The 23,864-nt window shown below is 49.3% G+C and carries 21 protein-coding genes; 15 read left to right on the forward strand and 6 right to left on the reverse strand.

The genetic code is table 11. From position 1 onward, the window contains the following. Nucleotides 1–121: 121 nt before the first annotated feature. The 3 genes from ABD980_RS07440 to ABD980_RS07450 form a co-directional block, all read right to left on the reverse strand. Nucleotides 122–1,684 carry a methyltransferase regulatory domain-containing protein gene (locus ABD980_RS07440; protein WP_345370692.1) on the reverse strand — a complete coding sequence of 521 codons (1,563 nt, stop codon included), beginning with the start codon at nt 1,682–1,684 and terminating at the stop codon, nt 122–124. A gap of 68 nt (nt 1,685–1,752) precedes the next feature. After that, nucleotides 1,753–2,229 carry a hypothetical protein gene (locus ABD980_RS07445; protein WP_345370694.1) on the reverse strand — a complete coding sequence of 159 codons (477 nt, stop codon included), beginning with the start codon at nt 2,227–2,229 and terminating at the stop codon, nt 1,753–1,755. Nucleotides 2,230–2,240: 11 nt separating this feature from the next. Then, nucleotides 2,241–2,756 carry a hypothetical protein gene (locus ABD980_RS07450; RefSeq protein WP_300647726.1) on the reverse strand — a complete coding sequence of 172 codons (516 nt, stop codon included), beginning with the start codon at nt 2,754–2,756 and terminating at the stop codon, nt 2,241–2,243. A 408-nt stretch (nt 2,757–3,164) separates the two neighbouring features. On the opposite strand from ABD980_RS07450, the gene ABD980_RS07455 reads away from it, so the two are divergent. Together ABD980_RS07455 and ABD980_RS07460 are read left to right on the forward strand one after the other, a co-directional pair. Further along, the gene (locus tag ABD980_RS07455; RefSeq protein ID WP_345370697.1) at nt 3,165–3,869 is read left to right on the forward strand and encodes a TerC family protein; all 705 of its coding nucleotides are present in this window, start codon (nt 3,165–3,167) and stop codon (nt 3,867–3,869) included. A 176-nt stretch (nt 3,870–4,045) separates the two neighbouring features. Beyond that, nucleotides 4,046–4,468, forward strand: coding sequence for an Hsp20/alpha crystallin family protein (locus tag ABD980_RS07460; protein WP_260650240.1), 423 nt, complete (start codon nt 4,046–4,048; stop codon nt 4,466–4,468). Nucleotides 4,469–4,516: 48 nt separating this feature from the next. Here the strand turns inward: ABD980_RS07460 and ABD980_RS07465 are convergent, their stop codons facing one another. Both ABD980_RS07465 and ABD980_RS07470 read right to left on the reverse strand, forming a co-directional pair. Next, complete coding sequence (locus ABD980_RS07465; RefSeq protein ID WP_345370699.1) at nt 4,517–6,682, reverse strand: ATP-dependent helicase; 2,166 nt, start codon at nt 6,680–6,682, stop codon at nt 4,517–4,519. Then, on the reverse strand, nt 6,679–7,407 hold the full coding sequence (locus ABD980_RS07470) for a SapC family protein (RefSeq protein WP_260650242.1): 729 nt from the start codon (nt 7,405–7,407) through the stop codon (nt 6,679–6,681). Before ABD980_RS07470 ends, ABD980_RS07465 begins: the two co-directional genes overlap by 4 nt. 96 nt (nt 7,408–7,503) lie before the next feature. On the opposite strand from ABD980_RS07470, the gene ABD980_RS07475 reads away from it, so the two are divergent. The 13 genes from ABD980_RS07475 to dhbA are packed head-to-tail and all read left to right on the forward strand — an operon-like array spanning nt 7,504 to nt 23,034. After that, nucleotides 7,504–8,547, forward strand: a complete 1,044-nt coding sequence (locus tag ABD980_RS07475; RefSeq protein ID WP_345370703.1) for a FecCD family ABC transporter permease — start codon at nt 7,504–7,506, stop codon at nt 8,545–8,547. A gap of 9 nt (nt 8,548–8,556) precedes the next feature. Next, a complete protein-coding gene (locus ABD980_RS07480; protein ID WP_345370705.1) occupies nt 8,557–9,351 on the forward strand; it encodes an ABC transporter ATP-binding protein in 795 nt (264 codons plus the stop codon). Beyond that, nucleotides 9,348–10,478 (forward strand): ABC transporter substrate-binding protein, encoded by a 1,131-nt coding sequence (locus ABD980_RS07485; RefSeq protein WP_300647738.1) that lies wholly within the window; start codon nt 9,348–9,350, stop codon nt 10,476–10,478. The genes ABD980_RS07480 and ABD980_RS07485 overlap by 4 nt, the downstream gene beginning before the upstream one ends. Next, a complete protein-coding gene (locus ABD980_RS07490; RefSeq protein WP_345370708.1) occupies nt 10,475–11,281 on the forward strand; it encodes an alpha/beta hydrolase in 807 nt (268 codons plus the stop codon). Before ABD980_RS07485 ends, ABD980_RS07490 begins: the two co-directional genes overlap by 4 nt. Continuing rightward, nucleotides 11,278–11,943 (forward strand): 4'-phosphopantetheinyl transferase family protein, encoded by a 666-nt coding sequence (locus ABD980_RS07495; RefSeq protein ID WP_345370710.1) that lies wholly within the window; start codon nt 11,278–11,280, stop codon nt 11,941–11,943. Before ABD980_RS07490 ends, ABD980_RS07495 begins: the two co-directional genes overlap by 4 nt. A gap of 26 nt (nt 11,944–11,969) precedes the next feature. Next, nucleotides 11,970–13,613, forward strand: a complete 1,644-nt coding sequence (locus ABD980_RS07500; protein WP_345370711.1) for a (2,3-dihydroxybenzoyl)adenylate synthase — start codon at nt 11,970–11,972, stop codon at nt 13,611–13,613. Further along, the gene (locus ABD980_RS07505; RefSeq protein WP_300647746.1) at nt 13,606–13,857 is read left to right on the forward strand and encodes a phosphopantetheine-binding protein; all 252 of its coding nucleotides are present in this window, start codon (nt 13,606–13,608) and stop codon (nt 13,855–13,857) included. Before ABD980_RS07500 ends, ABD980_RS07505 begins: the two co-directional genes overlap by 8 nt. Before the next feature lie 14 nt (nt 13,858–13,871). Further along, the gene (locus tag ABD980_RS07510) at nt 13,872–17,768 is read left to right on the forward strand and encodes an amino acid adenylation domain-containing protein (protein ID WP_345370714.1); all 3,897 of its coding nucleotides are present in this window, start codon (nt 13,872–13,874) and stop codon (nt 17,766–17,768) included. Next, entirely contained in the window at nt 17,765–18,988 is a 1,224-nt protein-coding gene (gene entS, locus ABD980_RS07515) for an enterobactin transporter EntS (protein WP_260650251.1), read from the forward strand. The genes ABD980_RS07510 and entS overlap by 4 nt, the downstream gene beginning before the upstream one ends. Before the next feature lie 50 nt (nt 18,989–19,038). Further along, on the forward strand, nt 19,039–20,424 hold the full coding sequence (locus ABD980_RS07520) for a YncE family protein (RefSeq protein WP_345370716.1): 1,386 nt from the start codon (nt 19,039–19,041) through the stop codon (nt 20,422–20,424). A 55-nt stretch (nt 20,425–20,479) separates the two neighbouring features. Continuing rightward, nucleotides 20,480–21,622 (forward strand): isochorismate synthase, encoded by a 1,143-nt coding sequence (locus ABD980_RS07525; RefSeq protein ID WP_345370718.1) that lies wholly within the window; start codon nt 20,480–20,482, stop codon nt 21,620–21,622. Continuing rightward, nucleotides 21,619–22,266: an isochorismatase family protein gene (locus ABD980_RS07530; RefSeq protein ID WP_345370720.1), complete on the forward strand. Its 648-nt coding sequence runs from the start codon at nt 21,619–21,621 to the stop codon at nt 22,264–22,266. Before ABD980_RS07525 ends, ABD980_RS07530 begins: the two co-directional genes overlap by 4 nt. Before the next feature lie 3 nt (nt 22,267–22,269). Beyond that, nucleotides 22,270–23,034: a 2,3-dihydro-2,3-dihydroxybenzoate dehydrogenase gene (gene dhbA, locus ABD980_RS07535; protein ID WP_345370722.1), complete on the forward strand. Its 765-nt coding sequence runs from the start codon at nt 22,270–22,272 to the stop codon at nt 23,032–23,034. A gap of 59 nt (nt 23,035–23,093) precedes the next feature. Here dhbA and ABD980_RS07540 read toward each other — a convergent pair whose 3' ends face one another. Continuing rightward, entirely contained in the window at nt 23,094–23,846 is a 753-nt protein-coding gene (locus tag ABD980_RS07540; protein WP_300647753.1) for a DsbC family protein, read from the reverse strand. Between the last annotated feature and the right edge of the window lie 18 nt (nt 23,847–23,864).

Genomic DNA, 23,864 nt, shown 5'->3' on the forward strand with positions numbered 1-23,864 from the left:
AAAAAGCCCAGTCCTCGGACTGGGCTTTTTGTTTTTGGCTAGAGTTACAACACTAAAGTGTTTGTAATTTCTATCATGCTGTTCCTTCCTATAGCTTATTTCCCACCAAAAATAGCTTCTCTCACACATACATCGCATATTTACGTAAACGAGCGATGACTTCATCGACTAAGTCATCGGCCGCTTGTTCAAAATCAGCAGGCATAAGAACATCGGCAGGAAGCTGGCCCATGTGCCACGCTTGAGCCAATGCCGTTGCCGTGCGTAATGGGCTATACCCCTGATGTAAACGATCGATAACAAAAAGCTCAGCGGTACTAAACCGTTCTGTACTGCTGGAATACCAAGCATTCCACTCGCTCATTTGTGATAAGTGTTGCTGGCGATCGGCGATGATTTGACCTACACCCGGCACAAGCCCTGTGTAATAGTCTTGTAAACAGTAGGGCAAATCTTCATAACTGCGATTGATTTCTACAGGAACCTGAAGAAAAAGTTGTTGTAGCAAATAAAGGGGGTCGGTAGCGCCCTGCTGTAATGCATAATCCATTACATCCCGACCGGCTACAGGGCGCGGCCAGCTTTGGGTAAGCAGGTCCAGTAACGGTAACAAGCGCGCATCACGCAAAATAAATTGCCCAGATAAAGCACTTGTGACCGCATAACCACCATCTGCTAAAAGCTGCCAGGTAAACCAGCCGGCCAGACGCAGGTCAGCCACACGGGATAAGTCCGGCGCTACCGGTGTGGGGCAGCTTGTATGATGCGTGAGGAGACTTTTTCTAAATGTTCTTCCTACCGCATAGTCTAAATACTGCAGCTGCTCTAAGCGGGATTTATGTTGAGTCAGCCTCTGAAACCTTGCATTTGTGGTGAGACCATAAGTTTGGGCTAAGTCTTCTTTAGCATCTGCCTCGCCCACAAAAGCCAAGCCATATTGCTGTGCTAACGCACAAAAATCCTTAAAATATAGCGGGTGATTATGCGTTTCTAAGTATTCGTGCGCCAAATAATAATCATTTTGTGCCGAGGCTGGCACCTGCTGTGCCAACTGCTGCAACACAGGCGCCAATGGGTTCTGCACTGCTAAACCCTCTTGAATAAACGGCAATAAATCACGCGCTTGTTCAATACGCTCTTGGTAACAAACAGCGGGCTCAGTATGCCACATCATCCAATCACGTAGCAGCTCATGTGCTTTCCACCCGGGATACGTATTAAAACTGATATAAGCAATGCCCTGAGGGCTTAATAGTCGCTGGCAGGCATGAAGCAACTCCCGTTGCAGTGTTGGGGGAACCCAGCTAAACACCCCGTGCGCAATAATATAATCAAACGGCCCCCACGCGTCTGGAATATCCGTAAATGACATCGCGTGCAGCGAGATATTGGATAAGCCAGCTCGCGCAATGACCCCCTGTCCTTCACGAATTTGGACCTCAGAAATATCCACCCCTACAATGTGGGCATCTGGATATAAAAAAGCAGCGGGTAAACAATTGCCTCCGGCAGCACAACCGATCTCTAGAATACGAGCCGAAGCAACTGGAGGCGCATTTAGGCCATACAAATAGGCGACCGCACGAAGATGTCCCGGCGCGCACCATTTGAATGCATTAGAAAAATAAGGAAAAGCGTCATACGAGGTGGCTAACTGATGAAGAACGGCTTCTAGTTGTCCCATGCTCCTGCTCTACAGCTATAAATAAGTTAAAGCTATATACATTAGCCCAAAGACTGACAATTCGCTATTTATTGCAAACCACGCCAACGCGGCACGGCCGGCTCAGCACTCGCCCATTTCCACTGCTGCTGTTGTTTACAGATCACCGCCGTGTACGCTTGTGTCTGTTCTTTTTCCTCTACGGTAAACAATAACTCACGACAGAAGGCCAACGCATTAGGTATATCACGAATCACTTCGAGCTGCCCTTTTTCTCGACCATATGGAATCGTTCTATGTACCGCCCAAGCACGGCTTTGGCCTAATGGCAGCTCACCAGCAAGTTGAGCAATTAGGTCTTGCTGCTGCGTTGTCCAATGGCGCAGCACGGCTTTAATCGACGCATCAGTAGCCGCTTGCACCCCAATACCTACGGCATAGCCAACAGCGGGGTTAGCAGTAGCCGCGCTGGTGGCTAACCCGGACACGGCACCCACAGCGCTCCCGACTGAAGAGGTAGTACATGCCGAGAGCCACGATGCCATAGCTAATACAATAAACGCCATGATGCTGCGCATTATTGCAGTGCTCCCCACCGTGCTGTAGCGGGCTCAGCGCTTGCCCAGCGCCACGTTTTCCCATCTTGGCAAATCGTGCTCACATAAAACTGGCGCTCCGCCGCAGGCTCATCAGCAGATCTATCCACCACCGAAAACACCACCTCTTTACAGCTTAAGCCCATTCCACCGATCAAACGGCTAACCGTCACCTGCCCATAAGCATCCGGTTCCAAAGGCAACTGATGGGCCACCTGCCACTCAGCCACTTGCCCTACGGCTAATGGGCTCGCCGCCTGAGCAATCGCATCTTGCTCTTCGGCTCGCGTTTTTCGTTCTAAATATTGCAATGCTGCTTTAGCCCCAGCCTGCACACCCAAACCAATTCCTGTCGCAGCAGCAGCGTTGTCCGTGACTTGATCCGCAATGGCGACACCCGCTACTCCAGCCCCTGCGCTCACACCTTCGCTTAAAAACGAACTACAACCACTTAATAGCCACCCTACCCCAAAGATGAAAAATAATAATCTATGCATCCTATGTCCTCAGGCTTTGGCTTTACCGCTACCAGGCCACCTCTAAAATATCTTGTTGTGCTGAAATTAGACTTAGCCAGTGTAGCGAAAGGGCGACGACGATAAGGTAAAAGATCGTAAAGCACACCATCACGTCGCAACAAAGAAAAAATGATACAAACAACATTGACCTAGCATCACCATTTACCGCTATAATCAGCGCATCAAGGGGAGTAGCTTAGCTCCGTCGCATCGTCATCACGGTAAACCTCGGTTTCCCGGTGCGCGGGTAACGCACAATAGTGAAATGTGGTCTCAACCCACATCGTTACAAGCAAGACCTTGCCACTCAAAGGGCAAGGTGCGTTTACTCCAAACGAAATAGCCTGTCCTTTGTGGGATAGGCTTTTTTTATTGTTGGAGTTTTATATGTTGGAATTTTTTCAAACCCTAAGCTGGGCAGCCGTCTTTCAAATCATTATGATCGACATTCTGCTAGGCGGTGACAATGCGGTGGTGATTGCTTTGGCTTGCCGTAATTTGCCGCATAAGCAGCGTATTCAAGGCGTACTCTGGGGCACCGCTGGCGCCATTATTCTTCGGGTAGTGCTGATTGCCTTTGCCCTAACCCTATTAACCATCCCCTATTTAAAAATTGTTGGTGCTGTGCTCTTAGCGTGGGTCGCCTTACGTTTACTCATCCCCCACGATGAGGAACACGGCAATATCCAAAGCAGTGTAAGCATATGGTCAGCAGTCAAAACCATTATCATTGCAGACTTTGTCATGAGCTTGGATAACGTCATCGCGATTGCCGGTGCCGCAAAACTCGCCAGCCCGGATCACCAGCTCGGCTTAGTGATTTTTGGCTTAGTCATTAGTATTCCTATTATTGTCTGGGGCAGCACCCTGATTTTAAAGCTCATCGACCGCTTCCCTGCGATTGTGACGTTTGGGGCAGGCTTATTGGGCTGGATCGCCGGTGGGTTATTAGTGACTGATATTGCCTATATTGAGCATTTTGGTGAGCCCAGCTCTCTTGTGCATTATGGTGCGCAAGTAGCCGGTGCCCTTATCATAGTTGTACTCGGCAAATGGTTAGCGCATCGTAAAAAAGCTGCGGCCGTCGCTTAATACCAAACTGATCCTCTGCTTTTCACACTTGCCCAAAACGCTTTTCGCTTTTTGGGCTTTTTTATTATCAGTATGATTGAGGTTTTACTCCAAATACCCTACCCCTTGAAAATATCCACCCCCACCCCATATATAAAAACAAGAAAGATATATTGAATGAGAAAGGAGAATGATCTATGACTAACTTTCCTATTCGCAGTCGTTTTATGAGTGATATTTTTAATGATTTAACCGATGGCTTTTTTATTAAACCATTACAAGGTGAGCCATTACCAAATCGTATTGCAGTAGATATCACTGAAAATGAAAAAGCTTTTGAAATACAAGCCGAACTACCCGGCGTCAAAAAAGAAGATATCCATGTAGACCTCCATGGCGCTACTGTTAATATCAAAGCAGAAATCAAACAAGAGAAAAAATCTGAAGATAACCGAGTACTACGTACAGAGCGTTATGTAGGCAGCGTGGCACGCCGCTTTGAACTACCCGTAGAAATTGACGTGGATCAAGCCAGCGCCGATTACCAGGACGGGGTTTTAACATTAAGCCTACCTAAAAAAGACACGCTTCAAGGCGCACGCAAGCTACAAATCAAATGATCTTTATATGCCCACCCTCATGGTGGGCATTTTTATGTTACACCACTACTAACGGGGCGCTTTTAGCCAGCGCTCAAACCGGCTGGGGTCTCCCCCCGCGGGCACATACCATACACGCTTTACCGGATCCCAACGAGCGCCACGCTGCTTGGCCTGATCTTTTTCAGCAAAGGGTACAACCAAATCAATACGCGGTGTTTTATAAACCGCTTGGGGTTCTCTCACCGTAGGCGCTCCCTTTTGCGCTTGTTGTGCTTCCACACGTAATTGTTGTAAACGCTGCTGCGCCAGCGGCTTCACCTGCTCTAAAGACATGGCTGCTACATAATCACTCACCCAATGAGCTTTGTCAGGCACAAACAAACTTAATCGCTTTTGCGCGCGCGTTATGGCCACATAAAAAAGATTCTGCTCGATAAGTGCGGGGCTTTGTGCTGAAGGAAACTCGCCTTGGGCTAAAAATGGTAGCAACACATGCTCAAACTCTTTACCTTTGGCCTGAGCTACACAACTCAAATGCAAAGCCACCGGTTGTTGATTGATTTTTTCTCTATCTATACACCATTGATATAAACCATGTAAATCGCTTTGCTGTTGACTGGCCAGATCCATAAAAGCGTCAATGGACTTTTGAATCACTTGCGCTTGATGCTCCAAAACATATAAACGTTTTGCTGTATGTACGGTATCCATTATTGCTACCGCCTCATTTAAAAAATCAAACGCCATATGATGAGGAGCCGAAGATTGCGCTAAAGCTAATATTTTTTCTAAACGTGATACATTTTTAATCGAAGATGTTTTTTTAACTTGATAACGTAAGAAAACAGGTAGTAACTGGGGGCTAACGAGTAAATCTTCCACTACCTCTTCAAACTCAGAGGGTAAAATATCAATTTCAAAAAACAAAACCAATGCGCGCAGCATTTGACGTCGTAAATCTAAATTCACTTCGCCATAATCTTTTAAAGCCAAAGCTAATAAAGCGCGCAAAAATAAAATCTCATCACGCTGCAAATACCCAACCATACCCTCTAAGCGATAGGGAATATTCGCCGCCATCAGCGCATTTTCTATGGCAACCGATTGATGCGTATCACGCAAAAGCACGGCACACGCAGCTAAGGTCCCCCCTTGCTGCACCCATAATTGAATGGCTTGTACAAGCGGTGTGCTCATTGCCGCCCCTGTCATGGCATAGGGGTGCACATGAATCTGTGTAGCCAACGGTAAGGCACTCTCTACTCGTTTTTTCTTAAAAGCTCCCGCCGCGTAAGCCAAATATGGACCATGTCGATAAGTTTGGCTTAAAGGGTAACGTGCAATCGAATCAAAATACGCCGCAAAGCGCTCATACAGATAGGTGGCCTCGGCAGCTAAGTCCTGATGAATGACCTGATCCTTATCTCCGGCCGCTACCAAATAACTTTGCTGGCGTGACATCAATGCCCGCAAAATTTGAAACGCCGCTTCGTTGGCATCATGCAATTCATCGACCACAATGACACGATACACAGGTATATGCGCTAATAGCTCGGGTTGATCTAGCAGGGCACACGCCAAATCATAGGTCGCATCAAAAGGCCCCCTAAACAATACCCCCTCGTAGGGGCTTTGGCGCAGGCGTTCGTATTGCTGCGCCCACAAAAAATCCGTCACTGTGACCCCGGCTAAGGCTGCTTTTTCAAAAAGATCCTCGTCCTCGTCCAAACGTAAATCCATGCGCGCTTTTAAGCGCAACTGACTTTGGTAAAACTGACTCAGGGCCACATGATGTGAGCGTATTTCCAAATAAAACTCTTCACGATGCGCATACCGCTGGCTCAGCATCTCTTGTGCTTCTAGCATCATCGGTTGCAAAGCGTGTATCTGCGTCATACGCGGCGGCTCTTGCTCCTCCCAATACGTCAAGACCTGCTGCGCAAAGTCCTCGACACGATACAAAGCCAAACGCCGCACCACTGCTAGCGCTACGCCCAACTCCAACAACCGTTGTTGTAATACCTCCAAGGCCTCTGGGGTAAAAACCAGACCTAAGATTTGTTCCGGTGCCAAACCACGCGTCAAAGCCTCTCCAATGCGCAAGGCCAAAGTCGTGGTTTTTGCCGCACCGGCATTTGCCTCGATTAAGCTAATACGTTGCTGAGCACACTGAATCGCCTGCTGCTCGGGCGTTGGCAACAAGTTTTTAGGAAAAAAGCGCGGTCGAATCATTGTCCTCGCGCTGAAAGGCGCTGCGCCAAGATATCCAGATTAGCCAAAGATAAACGATGCTGCTCAATCAACGCTAACGTACCGTTGTGATACATCTGCGCAATTTCCGCGTCCTCTAATGCCGCTACCTTATCCATATCAACCACCCAAATCCCAGCCAGGCTCTCTGAGTGATCCCCATCAGTTAATTGAATCGACTGCGGTTTTAGTAAGCCTTGGTTTTTTAACCGCATAACCCATTGCTGAGTTTGATCTAATTCCACCTGTAAGGTGCGTAATGCATGCACCAATTGCGTTAAATAGGCAGAGGGCGCCCCAGCCTCAAAAAAAGCCATGCCATCGCTATGACTTAAACCTGGGTACTGTTTATCCACATAGACCAAGGGCTGTTGTGTTTTTTCATCAAAGCCCAAATGAAAAGGATGACGTTTTACCCATGCCGGAATATAACAAAATGGCTCCCATGCCCCTGAGCTTTGGACAAAAGCATTATCTTGTGCCTGAAAACTGGTTAACACCACGGACTGTAAAGTATTGCCTTGTGCGTCGGCCGCGATAAACACAATAGGATAGTTTTTACAGGCAAGCTCATATTCGCTTTGCGCTAAAGGCAACGCATTCTGTGTTTTTGCAAAATCATAATGATCTGAACGCAAAGTGATTTTTAACTGGGTATCGCTCCCATCTAAAGCCAAAAGATCCGGCATCGCCATCTGCTGTGACATAAATCCCCCAATAAAAATTCCATTATATAGGCATAGGCAACGCCCTAGAAAATCCACTATACTAAACCATAGTAATAACTATTCTCATTTCTATTTATGTCTGCTGCACCCGCTACGCTTGCGGTTTACCAACAGGTTTTACACCGACGGCTATTTATTTTATTCGGGCTTGTGCTCGCTATTGTGTTGTGCTTAATTGCTGATTTCATGTTGGGCCCCTCTGGGCTCGCTTGGTCTGAGCTCTATCACGCCTTATTTAATCCCAGCTTGGCGGACCCCACTACACGTGTCATTGTGTGGGACATTCGTCTGCCTTACGCGCTGATGGCTGTTGCCATTGGTATGGGGCTAGGCCTATCAGGTGCCGAGATGCAAACCATCTTAAATAACCCGTTGGCTAGCCCGTTTACGCTGGGTATTTCTTCAGCGGCGGCTTTTGGTGCTTCTTTGGCCATTGTGCTGAACTTTTCTGTTCCCGGAGTGCCAGCCAGCTGGATGATTGCCACCAATGCTTTTATTTTTGCGGTATTCTCGGCTTTATTGCTCGATGCTGTGGCCCGTTGGGGCGCACTAAGCACGTCTTCTTTGGTGCTTTTTGGGGTTGCGCTGGTTTTTTCCTTTAATGCCCTCGTGTCCTTAATGCAGTTTGTAGCTAGCGCCGAAGCCCTTCAAGGTCTGGTTTTTTGGACGCTTGGCAGCCTATCACGAGCAAGCTGGCCTAAAGTCGGCCTCATGTTTTTAATGGTGCTACTCCTATTTCCGCTCGCCATGCGCGATGCATGGAAGCTCACCGCCCTACGCTTGGGCGAAGAACGCGCTTTAAGCTTTGGTGTTAATGTTCAACGCTTACGCCTTAGCTCATTATTACGCATTAGTCTGCTAGCCGCGTTGGCGGTGTCCTTTGTGGGCACTATAGGTTTTGTAGGGCTGATCGCTCCTCATATTGCACGCCGGCTCTTTGGGGAAGACCATCGTTTCTATTTGCCTGGCAGTGCACTAGTGGGCGCTTTAATTTTATCCATGGCCTCCATTGCCTCAAAAAACATCGTCTCCGGTGTCATTGTTCCGGTTGGCATTGTGACGTCTTTAGTCGGCGTGCCCTTTTTCTTATCCGTCGTATTACGTCGCCAAACCGCATAAAGGAGTCCTATGTTATCCATCGACCACCTTCAAGTTGGCTATGGCAACAAAATCATTTTGCAAGATATCCACGTCGACCCGATCGCTCCCGGTCAGGTTGTGTCACTGCTGGGAGCAAACGGCTGTGGCAAATCCACCCTACTCAAAAGTCTAGCGGGGTTAATCCGCCCCAAAAAAGGGCATATTACGCTCAATCACCAAGACCTTACCCAACAAAATTTTGAACAGCGCGCTCAACACGTGGTGTATTTACCGCAATCTTTACCAGCTTCAGTGCATTTACGTGTTTTTGAGTCCGTGCTTGTGGCGGCCAATGCCACGCTACGCCCTACCCAACAAAGCAGCGCCGATGCCGATCGCATCATGGCTTTGCTTGAGCGCCTCGGGATCGCGCATTTATCCATGCGTTATTTAGACGAGCTATCTGGGGGACAAAAGCAACTGGTCGGGCTTGCCCAAGCGCTGATTCGGCAGCCAACGCTATTGCTTTTGGATGAGCCGCTTTCCGCGTTGGATCTTAATTATCAATACCACGTTATGGAGCTGCTTAAAGAGCAGACGCAACAACAACAAATGGTCAGTGTGATTGTGCTACATGATTTAAACGTTGCGCTTCAACACAGCCAACACTGCTTATTACTTAATCACGGACATATCTTAGCCCAAGGTCCGGTTGAACAAGTCATCCACGCTGAGCATTTAGCTACGGCTTATGGGGTTCGCGCACGTATCGAAGCCTGCAGCCGCCAACAGCTCCATGTTTTTATTGATGGTCTCAGCACCAATGCCGAGGTAAACACATGAAACGTTTTTTCTTGTTTTTTTATGGGCTCCTGTTTGCTTGGCAAGCCCACGCCGCACCCATTACCGTTACGGATATTACAGGGCGCGAGGTCACGCTTGCCCAGCCTGCCAAACGTATTATCTTGACTCAGGCACGTCACATGCCTGTGTTAGCCTTATTACATCCTGACCCAGTGAGCTTGATTGCAGGCTGGTCGGATGAGTTTAAAACCGCGTTTGTCAACGAATACGAGCAATATCAGAAGCAGTTTCCTGCCATTCGCGACATCCCTACCGTAGGGCGTCATACCGCTGAAAGCTTCTCTGTGGAACAAAGTCTTGCCCTTCGTCCCGATCTGGTTGTATTGACCGCTCGCTTTGCGGGACTTTTACCGAATCAGGATCCCAACGAATCAGCACTCATTCGCCGCTTTGAGGCCGCTGGCGTGCCTGTACTCATCGTGGACTTTTTTATGGATCCATTACAAAACACCGTACCCAGCCTAAAGGCTTTGGGGGCAGCCATCGGCGCAACGGAACGCACTCAAGCTTTTATCGATTTTTATCAAGAACAAATGCAAGCGGTACAACATCGGCTCCAAGATCTGGATGAGCAAGAGCGCCCCCCTGTTTTTATCCACGCACACGCTGGCAGTACCGATTGTTGTAACTCACCTGGCACCGGCACATTTAACGATATGGTGCGCTATGCCGGCGGTCATAATATTGGCGTCGATGTGCTTAAAACCCCGACAGGTAAACTTAATTACGAGTTTATTAACGCGCGCAACCCCCATGTATATGTAGCCACCGGAACGGGCGCAAAACGACGAGAACAAGCCGGTGGATTACTGATCGGCACGGCCATTGAGCCCGAACAAGCGCAAAAGAGCTTACAACGTGTTATCCAGAGCAATAAACTCCAGCATCTGCGTGCGGTACAACAACACAATGCACACGGGATTTGGCACGCGTTTAATGATTCCCCTTTGCATATGATTTTTATCCAAGCCTTAGCCAGCTGGATTCACCCACAACGTATGCAAGGCCTGTCTGCCCAACAAACCTTAGATTATGTCAATCAGCATTTTCTAACCGTGCCCATGCAAGGCACCTATATTGTGGACTTACCCGCGTCCGGATTATGATGCAACACCAGTTTTTTCAACTGCCTACTCCTTATGTAGCCACGGCTCCCCATACCGAACTATTGGCACAACCCTACCATATTCACCTATGGACCCCACCTTCCCAGCACGCCGTGCCTTTGTTGCTCTTACTGGATGGTGATTGGATCCATAACCATGTGCAGCAGTTTTTACAGCGTCAGCCCCGCCCACTTAATTATGCAATTGCTACGTTAGGATTTGGACTCGCACGCCCCGAGGCGCGCCAACGCCGCTCTTTTGAGTACACACCGATTCCACCTGCTCCCCACCCTGCCGTCGACCCACGTGTGCCCAACTGGTTAGCGGGGGGTGCGCCGGCCTTATTACACACTATCCAAACACGACTTTTGCCTCTTCTCAACCAACATGCGGTGATTCACCCACAACGCCTAGGCTTATTTGGGCATTCTTATGGGGGGCTCTTTGTGCTATGGGCGTTATTGCAGCAACCAGAGCTATTCCAACACTATATTTCCGCAAGCCCTTCGCTTTGGTGGTATCACCCGTTTATGCAACAACACGCCTCACACCTCCCACCGCTCAGCACACGCCTTCAGCTGGATCTGCTTATTGGTGAACAAGAACAATGGCGCCCTAAACCCGCCACCCCTGACGCCCCGCGTCCTGCGGGTATCCCCACATTGGGTTTTTTACAAGCCTTTTTACAACATTTACCTAGCTCAAGTCAGCTTAAGCAACAATTACGGCTCTATCCCGAGGCCGATCATGGCGCCATGCTAGGCTTAGCCACCGAGTTTGCGCTCACGGAGTTCATGGCATGAACTACTGGTTGCTCTTGGATCGTCAACAAGCCCCCGCTATGTCCGCCTTCATGCCCTATTTACATGAAAGCGAATTTAAGCACGCCCAACGTTTACGCTCTTTAGCGCTACAACAACGCTATATCATTGGGCGCGCCGTTGTGCGCCAACAGCTGGCTGTACAACTGCATTGCTCTCCACTCGATATCGAGCTCGCCTACAACCCTTACCAAAAACCCTTGGTCAAAAATCACGACCACTGTTTTTTTTCTATTAGTCATAGTCAGCAATACACTGCTGTGGCGTTCAGCTCAACGGTTATTGGGGTAGATATTGAACATATCGCGCCCACCATCGACCCAGCTTTACTTGATGTAGTGCTTACTACGCGTGAACGCCCTCATGTCCAAAGCGCTACTGACTTTTATGCTTATTGGTGTGCCAAAGAAGCCATACTCAAAGCCCATGGGACGGGTTTTCTTACCAACCCACTGCAACTGCATTTACATAACCATCAAGACTGGACTTTTCAAGCAGAGCTAGCCAATCAAAATTTTTATGCTCAGTGTGCTTTACCCGTTACGGGACTTATGAGCTGCGTGGCATCGCCTTTACCTCTACCAGACTTATCTCCACAAGGATGGGAGGTGTTGACTTTTTCTCTACCTAAAGTGATACACTAATATAATTAATAATCATTCTCATTATCATGACCAGTCACATTCCACTTCAACAAATTTGGCCTACTGAGTTCGTTCAAAAGTACACCCAAGCCGGATACTGGGAAGGTCAGTGCTTTGGGGACCTATTAGCACAACGGGCACAAGACTATGCCGACCAGCTGGCGGTGATTGGCCCGCAAGAACAATGGAGCTATGCTCAGCTAAATCAAAAGGCTTCTCTAGTCGCCGCCGGCTTACAGCAGCTTGGGCTCAAACAAGGCGCACGGGTTTTGGTGCAGCTGCCCAACATCCCTGAATTCATCAGTGTAGTTTTTGGCTTATTTCGGGCCGGTATGATTCCTATTTATGCTCTGCCCGCTCACCGCATCACTGAACTCGCGCATTTTGCTGATCAAGCCCCTGCCGACGCCTATATCGGCGTGGATCATTTTGATGGGTTTGATTACGTACAACAGGCTCAAACGCTGCACAGCCGCTGCCCCCAATTACAACATGTCATTCTCGTTGGCGAGGCCGGCCCTTTTATATCGTTAGAGCAGCTCATGCACCAAGGTCAAGGTATCACCGTCCCCGATAATGTCTCGCATGCGACCGATGTCGCCTTTTTACAGATTTCTGGCGGTAGCACGGGCTTATCCAAGCTTATCCCACGCACTCACAATGACTACATCTACACCCTGCGTGAAAGCGCACGCATTTGTGGTGTTAACGCCCAATCCCGATTTTTAGCTGCTTTGCCTATTGCACATAATTTTCCGATGAGCTCACCGGGGTTTTTAGGTACGTTATATGCAGGAGGTTGTGTGGTGCTTAGCTCAACCCCCGAACCCGAGGCCTGCTTTGCCCTGATTGAAAAACACCGGGTCAGTTTTACTAGCTTGGTACCACCACTATTATTGATGTGGCTTGAATACGCCCCCCATAGCCGCTATGACATCTCATCGCTGCAAACCATACAGGTTGGGGGAGCAAAACTCATCCCCGAGGTCGCAAAACGCGTCACCCCTACGCTGGGTGTGCAACTACAACAGGTTTTTGGGATGGCAGAGGGGCTGGTGAACTACACCCGCTTGCACGATGATGCGTATCTGGTTACTCATACTCAGGGTCGCCCCATTAGCCCAGATGATGAAATTCGTATTGTGGATGACAACGATCAGCCTGTTGCTCCTGGACAAGCTGGCCATTTGCTTACGCGCGGGCCCTATACCATTCGGGCTTATCACAACAACCCAAGCGCAAATGCACGCTCCTTTACTGCCGATGGTTTTTATCGTACCGGCGATATTGTGCAGCTTACCGAGCAAGGGTATTTAATTGTCCAAGGGCGTGCCAATGACCATATCAATCGCGCTGGGGAAAAAATCTCTGCCGAAGAAATCGAAGACCATCTATTAGCTCATCCGGCTGTTTTTGATGCGGCCGTTGTTTCTGTGCCTGATGACTACCTGGGCGAGCGTAGCTGTGCTTTTATTATCCCAAAAAGCGACCACGCTAAACCACGTGCCCTTGATATCAAACGCTGGATTCGTCAACGTGGTCTTGCTGATTTTAAAGTTCCGGACCAAGTCATTTTTGTAGATAAATTCGATATTACGGCGGCGGGAAAAATTAGCCGTAAACAACTACGTGCCCAACTTAGCCAACTGTTACAAAATTACCATGACTGATCAACACACTGTATTACCTATCACTATAGAAACCATGCGCGCCGATGTGGCTGCCATGCTCCACGAAGATCCAACCGAAATTCTCGATGACGATAACCTGATGGAATGGGGGCTCGATTCAATGCGTGCTATGAGCCTAGCCGCTCGTTGGCGCAAAGCCGGCGCTCAAATTGAGTTTGCCGATATGGCCGCCGAACCCACCTTGGCTCACTGGTGGGATGTCATTAATCGTCATCACATTTAAATCGTTGTCAGTGTATGTCTTCTTGTTTTGCTCTTAGTTCTGCTCAGCAAGGTCTTTGGTACGCTCAGCACCTTGATCCGAGCAATCCGATTTTTAATACCGCGCACTATGCCGATATTCAATCACCTTTAGACGTCTCGTTATTCACACAAGCCGTCAACCGCGTCCTAGAACAAGCGGATGTATTGCGCTTACGCCTTTGCATTCAAGATGACATGGCCCAACAATGTTTTGATGGTCCCCAACCGGTCTTAGAGGTCCATACCGCTTGCTCCACCACTGAAGAAGCCTTAGCCCACATGCGTGCAGACCAGCAACAAGCTCTTGATTTGCGTTACGACAGTGTCTCACGCTTTATTTTGTTTGTACTCAACACCCATCATTTTATTTTTTATATGCGTGTTCATCACTTAGCCGCCGACGGCTATGCCATGAACCTACTGGAAACACGCATCCTACAACATTACTTAGCGCTCACCGAAGGTAAACCCTGCCCCGCCCCCCTGAGCTCTATCCATCACGTTTTAGCCGATGATCAACGCTATTTACACAGCCCAAAATATCAAAAAGATCGTGATTTTTGGTTAGAACAGCTTCAGCCTGATCTGGATGTAGCGAGCTTAGCATCCACTACCGCACTGAGTGCGCATACGTTTTTAGCTCATCATCAACCAGTCAGCACACAATGGAGCCAAAAACTGCTCCAGTTTTGTGCTACCCACCAATACCCATGGCCAGACGTGCTAACTCTGCTTAGCGCTGTATATATTGCACGCCATACGGGTCAATACGATTCAGTCTTTGGGGTTCCCTACATGGGACGCATGGGTAACCAAAGCGCGCTTGCTATCGCCACCGTAATGAATGTAGCCCCTTTGCCGCTACAAATTGACGAGCAGTTATCTGTTCCCGACTTTTTACACCAAGGCATGAAAGCGCTGATGCGTACACGTCGTCATGGCCGCTACCGCAGTGAGCAATTACGCCGAGACTTAGGTCTGCTCGGTGAAATGCGTCGCCTACATGGTCCACTGATCAATATCTTGCCTTTTGACACGCCCTACGATCAGACTCCGCTGCATGCAACTTCACATGTGTTGTGCGCTGGTCCAGTCGAAGACCTTAATATTACATTTAGGGCCGGTACGCAGGCGCAAGGCATGCGTTTAGAAATCGAGGCCAACCCCAAACTCTATTCACTGGACATGCTGCAAGCGCACGGTGATCGCTTACTCACCTTTATCGAAAAAGCCTGGGATGCCCCTACTCTACAAGCCATCCCAACCCTGACCCCAAGCGAACAACATTATTATGTGCATACGCTCAACCACACTGAACACCCTGTTCCGGTAACCACGCTCAATGCACTGATCGCAGACACGGTATCCCTGCATGCTCAGCAAACCGCCCTAAGCGATGACAACCATTCCTATACCTATACCCAATATCAACAACGGGTAGAAGCACTTTGTCTGCAACTCTATCAAGCGGGGGTGCGCCGAGGCGATATTGTGGCTGTGGGCATGACACGCCGTGCGGAGCGGGTTTTATTGCTGCATGCTATCCTGCGTGCGGGTGCCGCGTACTTACCTCTGGATCTTAGCCAGCCCCCAGCACGCTTAATCAATGTCTTGCAACAGGCTCAGCCCGTCCTTTGTATTAGCGATACGACCATTGCTTCTGCTGACCCACTACCCTGCCCCACGTTGCCTATAGATGCTTTGCCCTCGGCCGCACCGCACCTTAGTTTTCAGCAGATAGAGAGCGCACACGCCACGGACGCAGCCTATGTACTATTTACTTCCGGTTCTACTGGTGACCCCAAAGGCGTGGTTGTCTCCCACCAAGCCATTGTGAATCGTCTACTATGGATGCGTGAACACTATGCTATCCAAGCAGGCACTCGCTTTATACAAAAGACCCCTTATACCTTTGATGTGTCTTTATGGGAATTGTTTTTACCCTTTATCAGTGGTGCCCATTTATACGTAGCGCCCCCCGAAGCGCATAAAGACCCCCAGCAACTGGCGCAACTGATTTGCCAGCACCATATTGAGGTCATTCACTTTGTGCCCTCTATGCTCGCTGCGTTTTTAGCCGATGCAAGCAGTCAGGGGCTAAGTATTCCTTTGGTTTTTTGCAGTGGCGAGGCCTTACCCGCTTATTTACGTGATCGCTTTTACACTCGCATCCAAGGCCAACTGCATAACCTATATGGTCCAACCGAAGCGGCGGTCGATGTCAGCTACTGGCATGCCAGCGCACAGGATCAAAGCGATCCTATCCCCATTGGTTTTCCGGTATGGAATACCGCCTTATATATTTTAGATGAACAACTACGACCCGTTCCTGCGGGTGTCAGCGGCGATCTGTATATCGGTGGTGTGCAACTGGCCGACGGCTATTTAGGGCGCCCCGATTTAACCGCCGCGAGCTTTATCCCCCATCCTTTTGCCACAGGACGTATTTATCGTACGGGTGATAAGGCACGCTGGCGCACCGATGGGGCCGTAGAATATCTCGGGCGTGCGGATTTTCAAGTCAAATTACGCGGTTTACGTATTGAGCTAGAGGAAATTGAACAGATCTTACAGCAGCACCCTGCCGTACAACACAGCGTCGCTCTGGTGCGCGAGGACCAACCTGGTCAACAATTGCTCGTGGCCTATGTGGTATTAACCACCCCAACCAACCCCGAAGACCTGCTTGAGCAGTGTCGCCAATACTTACCTGACTATATGGTGCCAAACCACCTCGTCATTCTGGATACCTTGCCCTTGAATCGCAGCGGTAAACTGGATCGCAAAGCGCTACCGGCTCCGGCACGACAAAATCAGGCGGGCACCCTGCCTACCACCGCTACGCAGCAACAGATCGCGACCTTATTTCAACAAGTACTACAGCTGCAACACCCTGTGTACATTGAAAATAATTTTTTCCGCCTTGGCGGACACTCTTTATTAGCGGCGCAACTGATTGCCCAGTTACGTCAATCCTATCCCGAGCTTAATTTAGGGGCGATTTTTGCTCATCCCTGTGTGGCGCAATTAGCCCATTATTTAGACCACGAGCTAGCCACCCGCACACATAGTGCTGGCTTTGAGCCGGTGTTGGCCTTACACCAAGGGGAGACACAGCGCCCAGCGCTATTTTGTATCCACCCAGCAGGAGGGCTCAGCTGGTGCTACGGAGCACTGGCACGCGCCGACTTAGATCAACGCTCGGTTTATGGGCTGCAAGCGGATACGTTCCATAATGAGTCTACCTCTCAAACTCATTTGAATACGATGGCACAACGCTATGCCGACCGTATTCAAGCCTTGCAACCCTCTGGCCCATATCACCTTTTAGGCTGGTCTGTAGGTGGTATTCTTGCCCACGCCGTGGGCGTCACGCTCCAACGTCGCGGGGAACGCCTTGGTCTGATTTGTTTATTAGACGCTTACCCAAGCTCCGCATGGCGCGCCCAACCATTACCGGCCGCCAATGCTATCTACAAAGCCTTATTACATATTGCTGGCTTTGATCCTAATGAGCTGCCCCATGTTGCCTTAACGCGTCAAAGCGTTATTGATTTTCTGCGCCAACAAAATCACCCTCTTGGTGCCTTAGATGACACACAACTCAATGGTGTCTTTGAGGCGGTGGCCCTAAATAATGCCGCCGTACGGGAACATCAGGAACAAAAGCTACATGCCAAGGTGCTGTATATCCAAGCGGGCTTAGATCACAAAGACACCGATTTAAACCCGGCTATGTGGCAACCATGGGTGGAACAACTTCATGTTCACACCCTGCCTTTTCTACATGCACACCTGACAGGCCCCGAAGCCTCAGCTCAAATCGCACCACTGCTCAAGCATGCTTTACAGCAGTCAGAAACACACCCTACCTTATCTATGGAATCATGAGTCGTTTTTTATTAGATATCAGTCCCTTACGTCAAAGCCGTGCTTTTCGTTACGCTTACGCCGCCCGTACAGCCACCGTGTTAGTCACTGGCATGCTCATGGTGGCCGCCAGTATTCAGCTGTTCGAAATGACGGGATCCAGTATTGCAGTCGCCGGACTCAATGCGTCCATGGCAATCCCTATGGTTTTGGCTCTGATGGTTGGGGGCGTGCTTTCGGATCGCATGGACCGACGCAAGCTGATGCTGTATTCACGCAGTGTGTATGTGTTTAGCGTGAGCCTGTTTTTAATTAATGCCCTCTTACCCAGCCCCACCATTTGGCTTATTTATCTTGCCGCCACCATTGGTGGTGCCGCCGGCGGTATTAGTGTGCCTGCCATGATGTCTGCAACACCGGCCTTGGTCGGTCGCGAACACTTGGCTGCCGCCGCTGCTCTTTCAGGGTTATCCATGCAGATTGGTGGCGTGATCGGCCCATCACTTGCGGGTTTGATTATCGCGGGGCCGGGCTTAATTTTTTGTTATGTAATTGTGTTGGCTGCCGTCCTCACCACCCCTTTTTTCTTAAAACAATTACCCGCTTTACCCCCTAAAGGGACACAGCCACAACAACCCGCCATATTCCATGCCTTTATCGAAGGTTTTACCTATATGGCTAAACAACCCCTTTTGCGCTCTTTACTGCTTATTGACCTGACGGCGGTGGTGCTGGCTACCCCTTTGGCCTTGCTTCCTGAGTGGGGAACACAGGTTTTACAACTAGGCCCCGAAGCTACTGGGCTTCTGTATTCTGCCCCAGCGGTGGGCGCTACCCTAATGGCATTAAGCTCTGGCTGGACCAAAACCGTAAAACATCCTGGACGCTTTATTATCGCGGCTGTGATGCTTTGGGGTGCCGCTGTGTTTGCCCTTTCCCAGTGGGTCTGGTTGCCTTGGTCTTTGCTTTGCCTTGCCTGCATGGGTGCAGCCGACACCGTCTCTAAAATCTTGCGTATGGCACTTGTACAAAAACACACACCAGATCACCTGCTAGGCCGTATGTCGAGTCTCTGGATGACCCAGTCGGCATTAGGCACGGCGGTAGGCAATATGCAAATGGGTGTGGTTTCACGTTGGTTCAATCCGACTACGGCTTTTTTCATTGGTGGGGGTGCCTGTTTTCTACTGAGCAGCGCCTTTGCTTGGCGTAATCGCAGCTTAAAACACATCGAAAACTAATCCATGTTAACTCAATCCTGTACTTACTCTCTTTTTAGCGAACTATAGAAATGCAAATCAATCTTATTACTAAAAACAACACGTGGAAGCGTTTTGCGCTAAGCACAGCGGCCCTCCTTTTAAGCACCCAACTGTTTGCACAAAACGCTGTGTTTGACCAGCCTGACACTGATTTTAATGCCATGCTCGGTGTCAGCGGCGTGGTGCACCCAGGCGATAAAGCAGAAGTATGGGGGCGTGGATTTAAACCCGGCCAAGAAGTACAGCTTATGCGTAATGGCCAAGTCCTAACCGGAAACCAGCCAGTGGTTGCCGACGATCAGGGGCAAATTCGTGTGGAAATCCATATCCCCCACGATGCGGCGCTAGGCTTACACCCCATCGTTACACAAGTGGCTAAACCATCGGCGGCTACGGTTTTTGATCTAAAAGTCTCGCCCAAAATTGAGGCCACCGGTGAGGACAAGTTCACCCTGACCCAAGCCCCCGTCACCGCAGGTTTATATCAAGTGGCCTACAGCGCTAAAAACGATGTGCTCTTTGTGACATCTGCCGTAGGACGCCCGCCCGTTAAACAATCTCAGCTTAGCAAGGTCGATCCAAAACAACTCAAAATAACACAACATATCACGCCCGCTGCGGACCCTGCACGTGAGGGGCAAGTCATGGCCGTCTATGGGGTAACGGTTGACGACAAGCAAAACACCGTATGGGTGACTAATACTCGGGCTGGCACTGTCGCTGTCTATAGTCAGGATGATCTCAAACTGCTTAAACAGTTTGAACATGGTAGCGCGCCTCATGCTCGCGATGTAGTTGTGGACGAAACGCAGCAAAAAGCGTTTGTGTCTTCGCCCACCTCTAACCAACTCTATGTTTTTGATAGCAAAGCGCTCAAAGCACTTGATCCCATTACGATTCCTTCTAAGACCCGTCAAAATTTTGCGGCGATGAGCTTAGCTTACGATGCCAAGCAGCAACGCTTATACACCGTTAGCCGCAGCACAAACGAGCTCGCTGTCATAAACACCAAAACCAATACTGTAGAAACCGTTGTGGCGCTTGCTGGTATTAAAAATGCCTCTGGGATTGCCATCGCCCCCGAACACCAACGCGCTTTTGTGACCGGACAATCTACCGATAACGTAGTCATTGTCGATCTAAAAGACAACAGCATTTTGCACAACACACCTGTGGGCGCAGGCGCACTGAATGTCGCTTGGGATGAGGCTTCTCAGCTTGCCTATGTCGCCGTTCGTGGTGCAGATGCCGTCACTGTGATCAACATTAACGGCGAGCTGGTTGCACACCTACCCATTGGCAGTTTCCCCAACCACATCACCACAGATCAAAAAGGCCATGTATATGTGGTGAATAAAGCGCGCGGTCAAGAGGATAACAGCGCTGATCAAATAACACGGATTCAACCTAAATAATTTTTAAAAAGGGGCTAGGTGTACACCTAGCCTATTTGCTATGAATGTGTTGCAGATGTACGAACCACACAGTGCCTTATTTGCGAGCCCCATGGGCACCTTATTAACTTACGGTAGCAAAAAACGGCAGTTTTTTACTAATGCCTCTGGGCTGCTCGCCCAACAAGCGCGGCAACTACTGCGGGCACACCCTGAGGTCGAGTACATGGTGGGTTTGCTGCCCTTTAATACTAACCAGCCCGCCCAGCTGCTTATCCCCGAGCAGGCCCATTACACTAAAGGCTATTCCTATGCAAAAAACACCACTTACGCCTCCACCGCCATCCAGCATATCCAAGCCCGCCCAACCGCCGCTGTCTTTGAAAAACAGGTTGAGCAGGCTCTGGCCGCATTACAGCAAACCCCGCCATTACAAAAATTGGTCATGGCTCGACACTTGGATTTGCAGCTCTCGCAGGCCTTAGATCGTACAGCGCTTTTAGATGCCCTGTGGCAAAAAAATCCAAAGGGTTATACCTATGCCATTCCTTTAGACAACAGTACTGACCCAGCTACCTTTTTGGGAGCCAGCCCAGAACTGCTGCTACGCAAGCAGGCAAACCGTGTTTATCTGAATCCCTTAGCAGGTACCGCTCTGCGCGACTTAGCAGACCCAGAACAAGACCAACGCATTGCCCAGCAGCTTCAAGCTTCTGCCAAAGACCGGCATGAGCATGCCATTGTTATTGAAAATATTCTAGAAGCCCTAAGTCCTTTTTGTGATCACTTAACGGCCGCAGCAACACCTAGCTTGGTGTCTACAGCAACACTGTGGCATTTATCTACAGAAATTCATGGCGAACTCAAATCACCGTATGCAGATGCGTTGACTCTGGCTTTGGCTGTGCATCCCACCCCCGCCGTATGTGGTCACCCCACCTTATTGGCACGCGATCTTATCGAAAGCATCGAGTCTGAGCACCGTGGCTTTTTTGCAGGAGCAGTCGGCTGGATGAATCAGGCGGGTGATGGCGAATGGGCGGTTGCCATTCGTTGTGCGCACTATCAAAACCAACAATTACGTCTTTCTGCAGGAGCAGGCATCGTGATTGGCTCTGACGCACAAGCCGAACGCATCGAAACAGGGAACAAGTTACGCACTATGCTCAATGCGTTACAGATCCCTGACGAACAAATTCAACAAGGAATTACCCAATGACAGAAAAAACCATTGCCGCTATCCCTAGCTACCCCATGCCCAACAGCACACGCCCCAATCGCGTGAATTGGACCATACAACCACAGCGGGCCGCCTTATTAATCCATGATATGCAGTATTATTTTTTAAAGAAATACAATATGGATCAGGCGCCTATTCCTGAGCTAATCAAAAACACGCAGGCCTTATATCAGGCATGCAAACAAGCAGGCATTCCCGTTTTCTATACCGCTCAACCCAAAGATCAAGACCCTAAAGACCGCGCGCTTTTAAATGATTTTTGGGGCTCGGGTGTAACGGCCCCCCACTTTCAAGCAGAGCAACCTATTATCGATGCGCTACGTCCAGCCGCTGACGATATCCTATTAACCAAATGGCGTTACAGTGCGTTTGTGCGGTCTGATTTTCAAGCGCAACTCGCTCAACGAGGGCGTGACCAACTCATCATTACCGGCATCTATGCCCATATTGGCTGCCTGACCACAGCACTCGATGCGTTTATGCGAGACATTCAGCCTTTTTTTATTTTGGATGCAACCGCTGACTTTAGTGCGACCGAACATCAAATGGCTATTGACCATGTTTCACAGCGCTGCGGTGTCAGCCTGGATACCGCCACGGCACTAGTTCAAATCCAGGAGTAAAACATGAGCGCTATTCAAAAAACCATTTTAATCACCGGAGCGGGAAGCGGTATTGGTGCAGAAATTTGTGCGCAGCTGCTCGCTCAGCAACACACGGTATGGGCCGTTGATAAAAATACATCCGCGTTAGCATCGTTACAGCAACAATACCCAAACCAGCTCTATTGTCAGGATTTAGATATACGTGATGCCCCAGCCGTGCAACGCTTTTTAGCGGATTTGCTTGCCCAGCAAACCATCGATACGTTGATCTGCGCGGCCGGCGTATTGCAGATGGGATATGGACATACGCTGAGCTTAGCCCAGTGGCAAGACGTGTTCGCCGTCAATACTCAAGGCGTTTTTTTATTTTGTCAGCCGGTTGCCGCGCGAATGCGCTCGCGTCAACAAGGCGCTATTGTCATTATTAGCTCAAATGCCGCCACCACCCCCCGCATCAATATGGGGGCTTATGCCGCCTCTAAAGCGGCGACCACTCAGTTTGCTAAATGCTTAGGGCTAGAACTAGCGCCTTTGGGAATACGGGTCAATATTGTTTCACCAGGGTCAACCGATACCCCCATGCAACAAGCCATGTGGCAACAAGGCAGCAGCCAACAAACCGTTATCGCTGGGAATGCGAAAGATTTTCGTTTAGGCATACCGTTACAAAAAATCGCCACACCAAAAGATATCGCACAAGGCGTGCTTTTTTTATTAAGCGATGCCGCCGCCCACATTACGTTACATGATCTACGTATCGATGGTGGTGCTACTTTAGATAGTTAATCATATGGTAGCACCGACCATTCCCTGAGTTATTTACGCCTCGGCTATAACTGAAAGACTTATTTTTCTAAATTTTTAGCTGCGTCTGCTAGTCGAGCTTTTAGCTGATCCGCAGGCAACCAGCCATTCGCACGAGAACCATCCTCAAAGAAAATCGCTGGTGTGCCTTGTACCCCTAGTTTCATACCAAACTCTAGGATTGCATCAATGGGTGTATCGCAAGTTTTTTCTGCTGGTTTTTTATTGTCTTTCATCCAAGCAGACCACGTTGCCGCCCGATCATCGGCACACCATACATGCTCAGATTTTGTACGCGAATCTGGGGTTAATATAGGAAATAAAAACGAGTACACAGTAATGTTATCGATTTCGTCTAAAGTTTGATGGAGACGTTTGCAATAAATACAGTTCGGGTCCTCAAACACAGCGATTTTTTGACTACCATCACCTTTGACCATTTTAATGGCATTATCTAAAGGCAACTGGGCAAAGTCGACTCGATTGAGCTCCTCGATACGCTGAGCAGTTAAGTCGGTACGGGTTTTTACATCCACCAATGAGCCTTGCAACACAAAATCTACATTCGGATTCGTGTAAAGCACATCATTACCCAAACGTAGTTCTAAAATATCTTGGAATGGAGTGGGCGAAACCTCGTCAATCACAATGCCATTGAACTCGGTCTCAAAGCGTTTTTTGGCCTGCTCTAATACCGCCGCAGATACCGTTGCCGACTGAGATTGTGCCCAGACATTCCCCCCCACCATTCCCACAGCACACGCAACCGTCGCTGCGACAAAACGCAATTTCATTCTGACTCCTGCTTTGTT

The organism is Paenalcaligenes hermetiae, assembly GCF_039543645.1.
Lineage (GTDB): Bacteria > Pseudomonadota > Gammaproteobacteria > Burkholderiales > Burkholderiaceae_B > Paenalcaligenes > Paenalcaligenes hermetiae.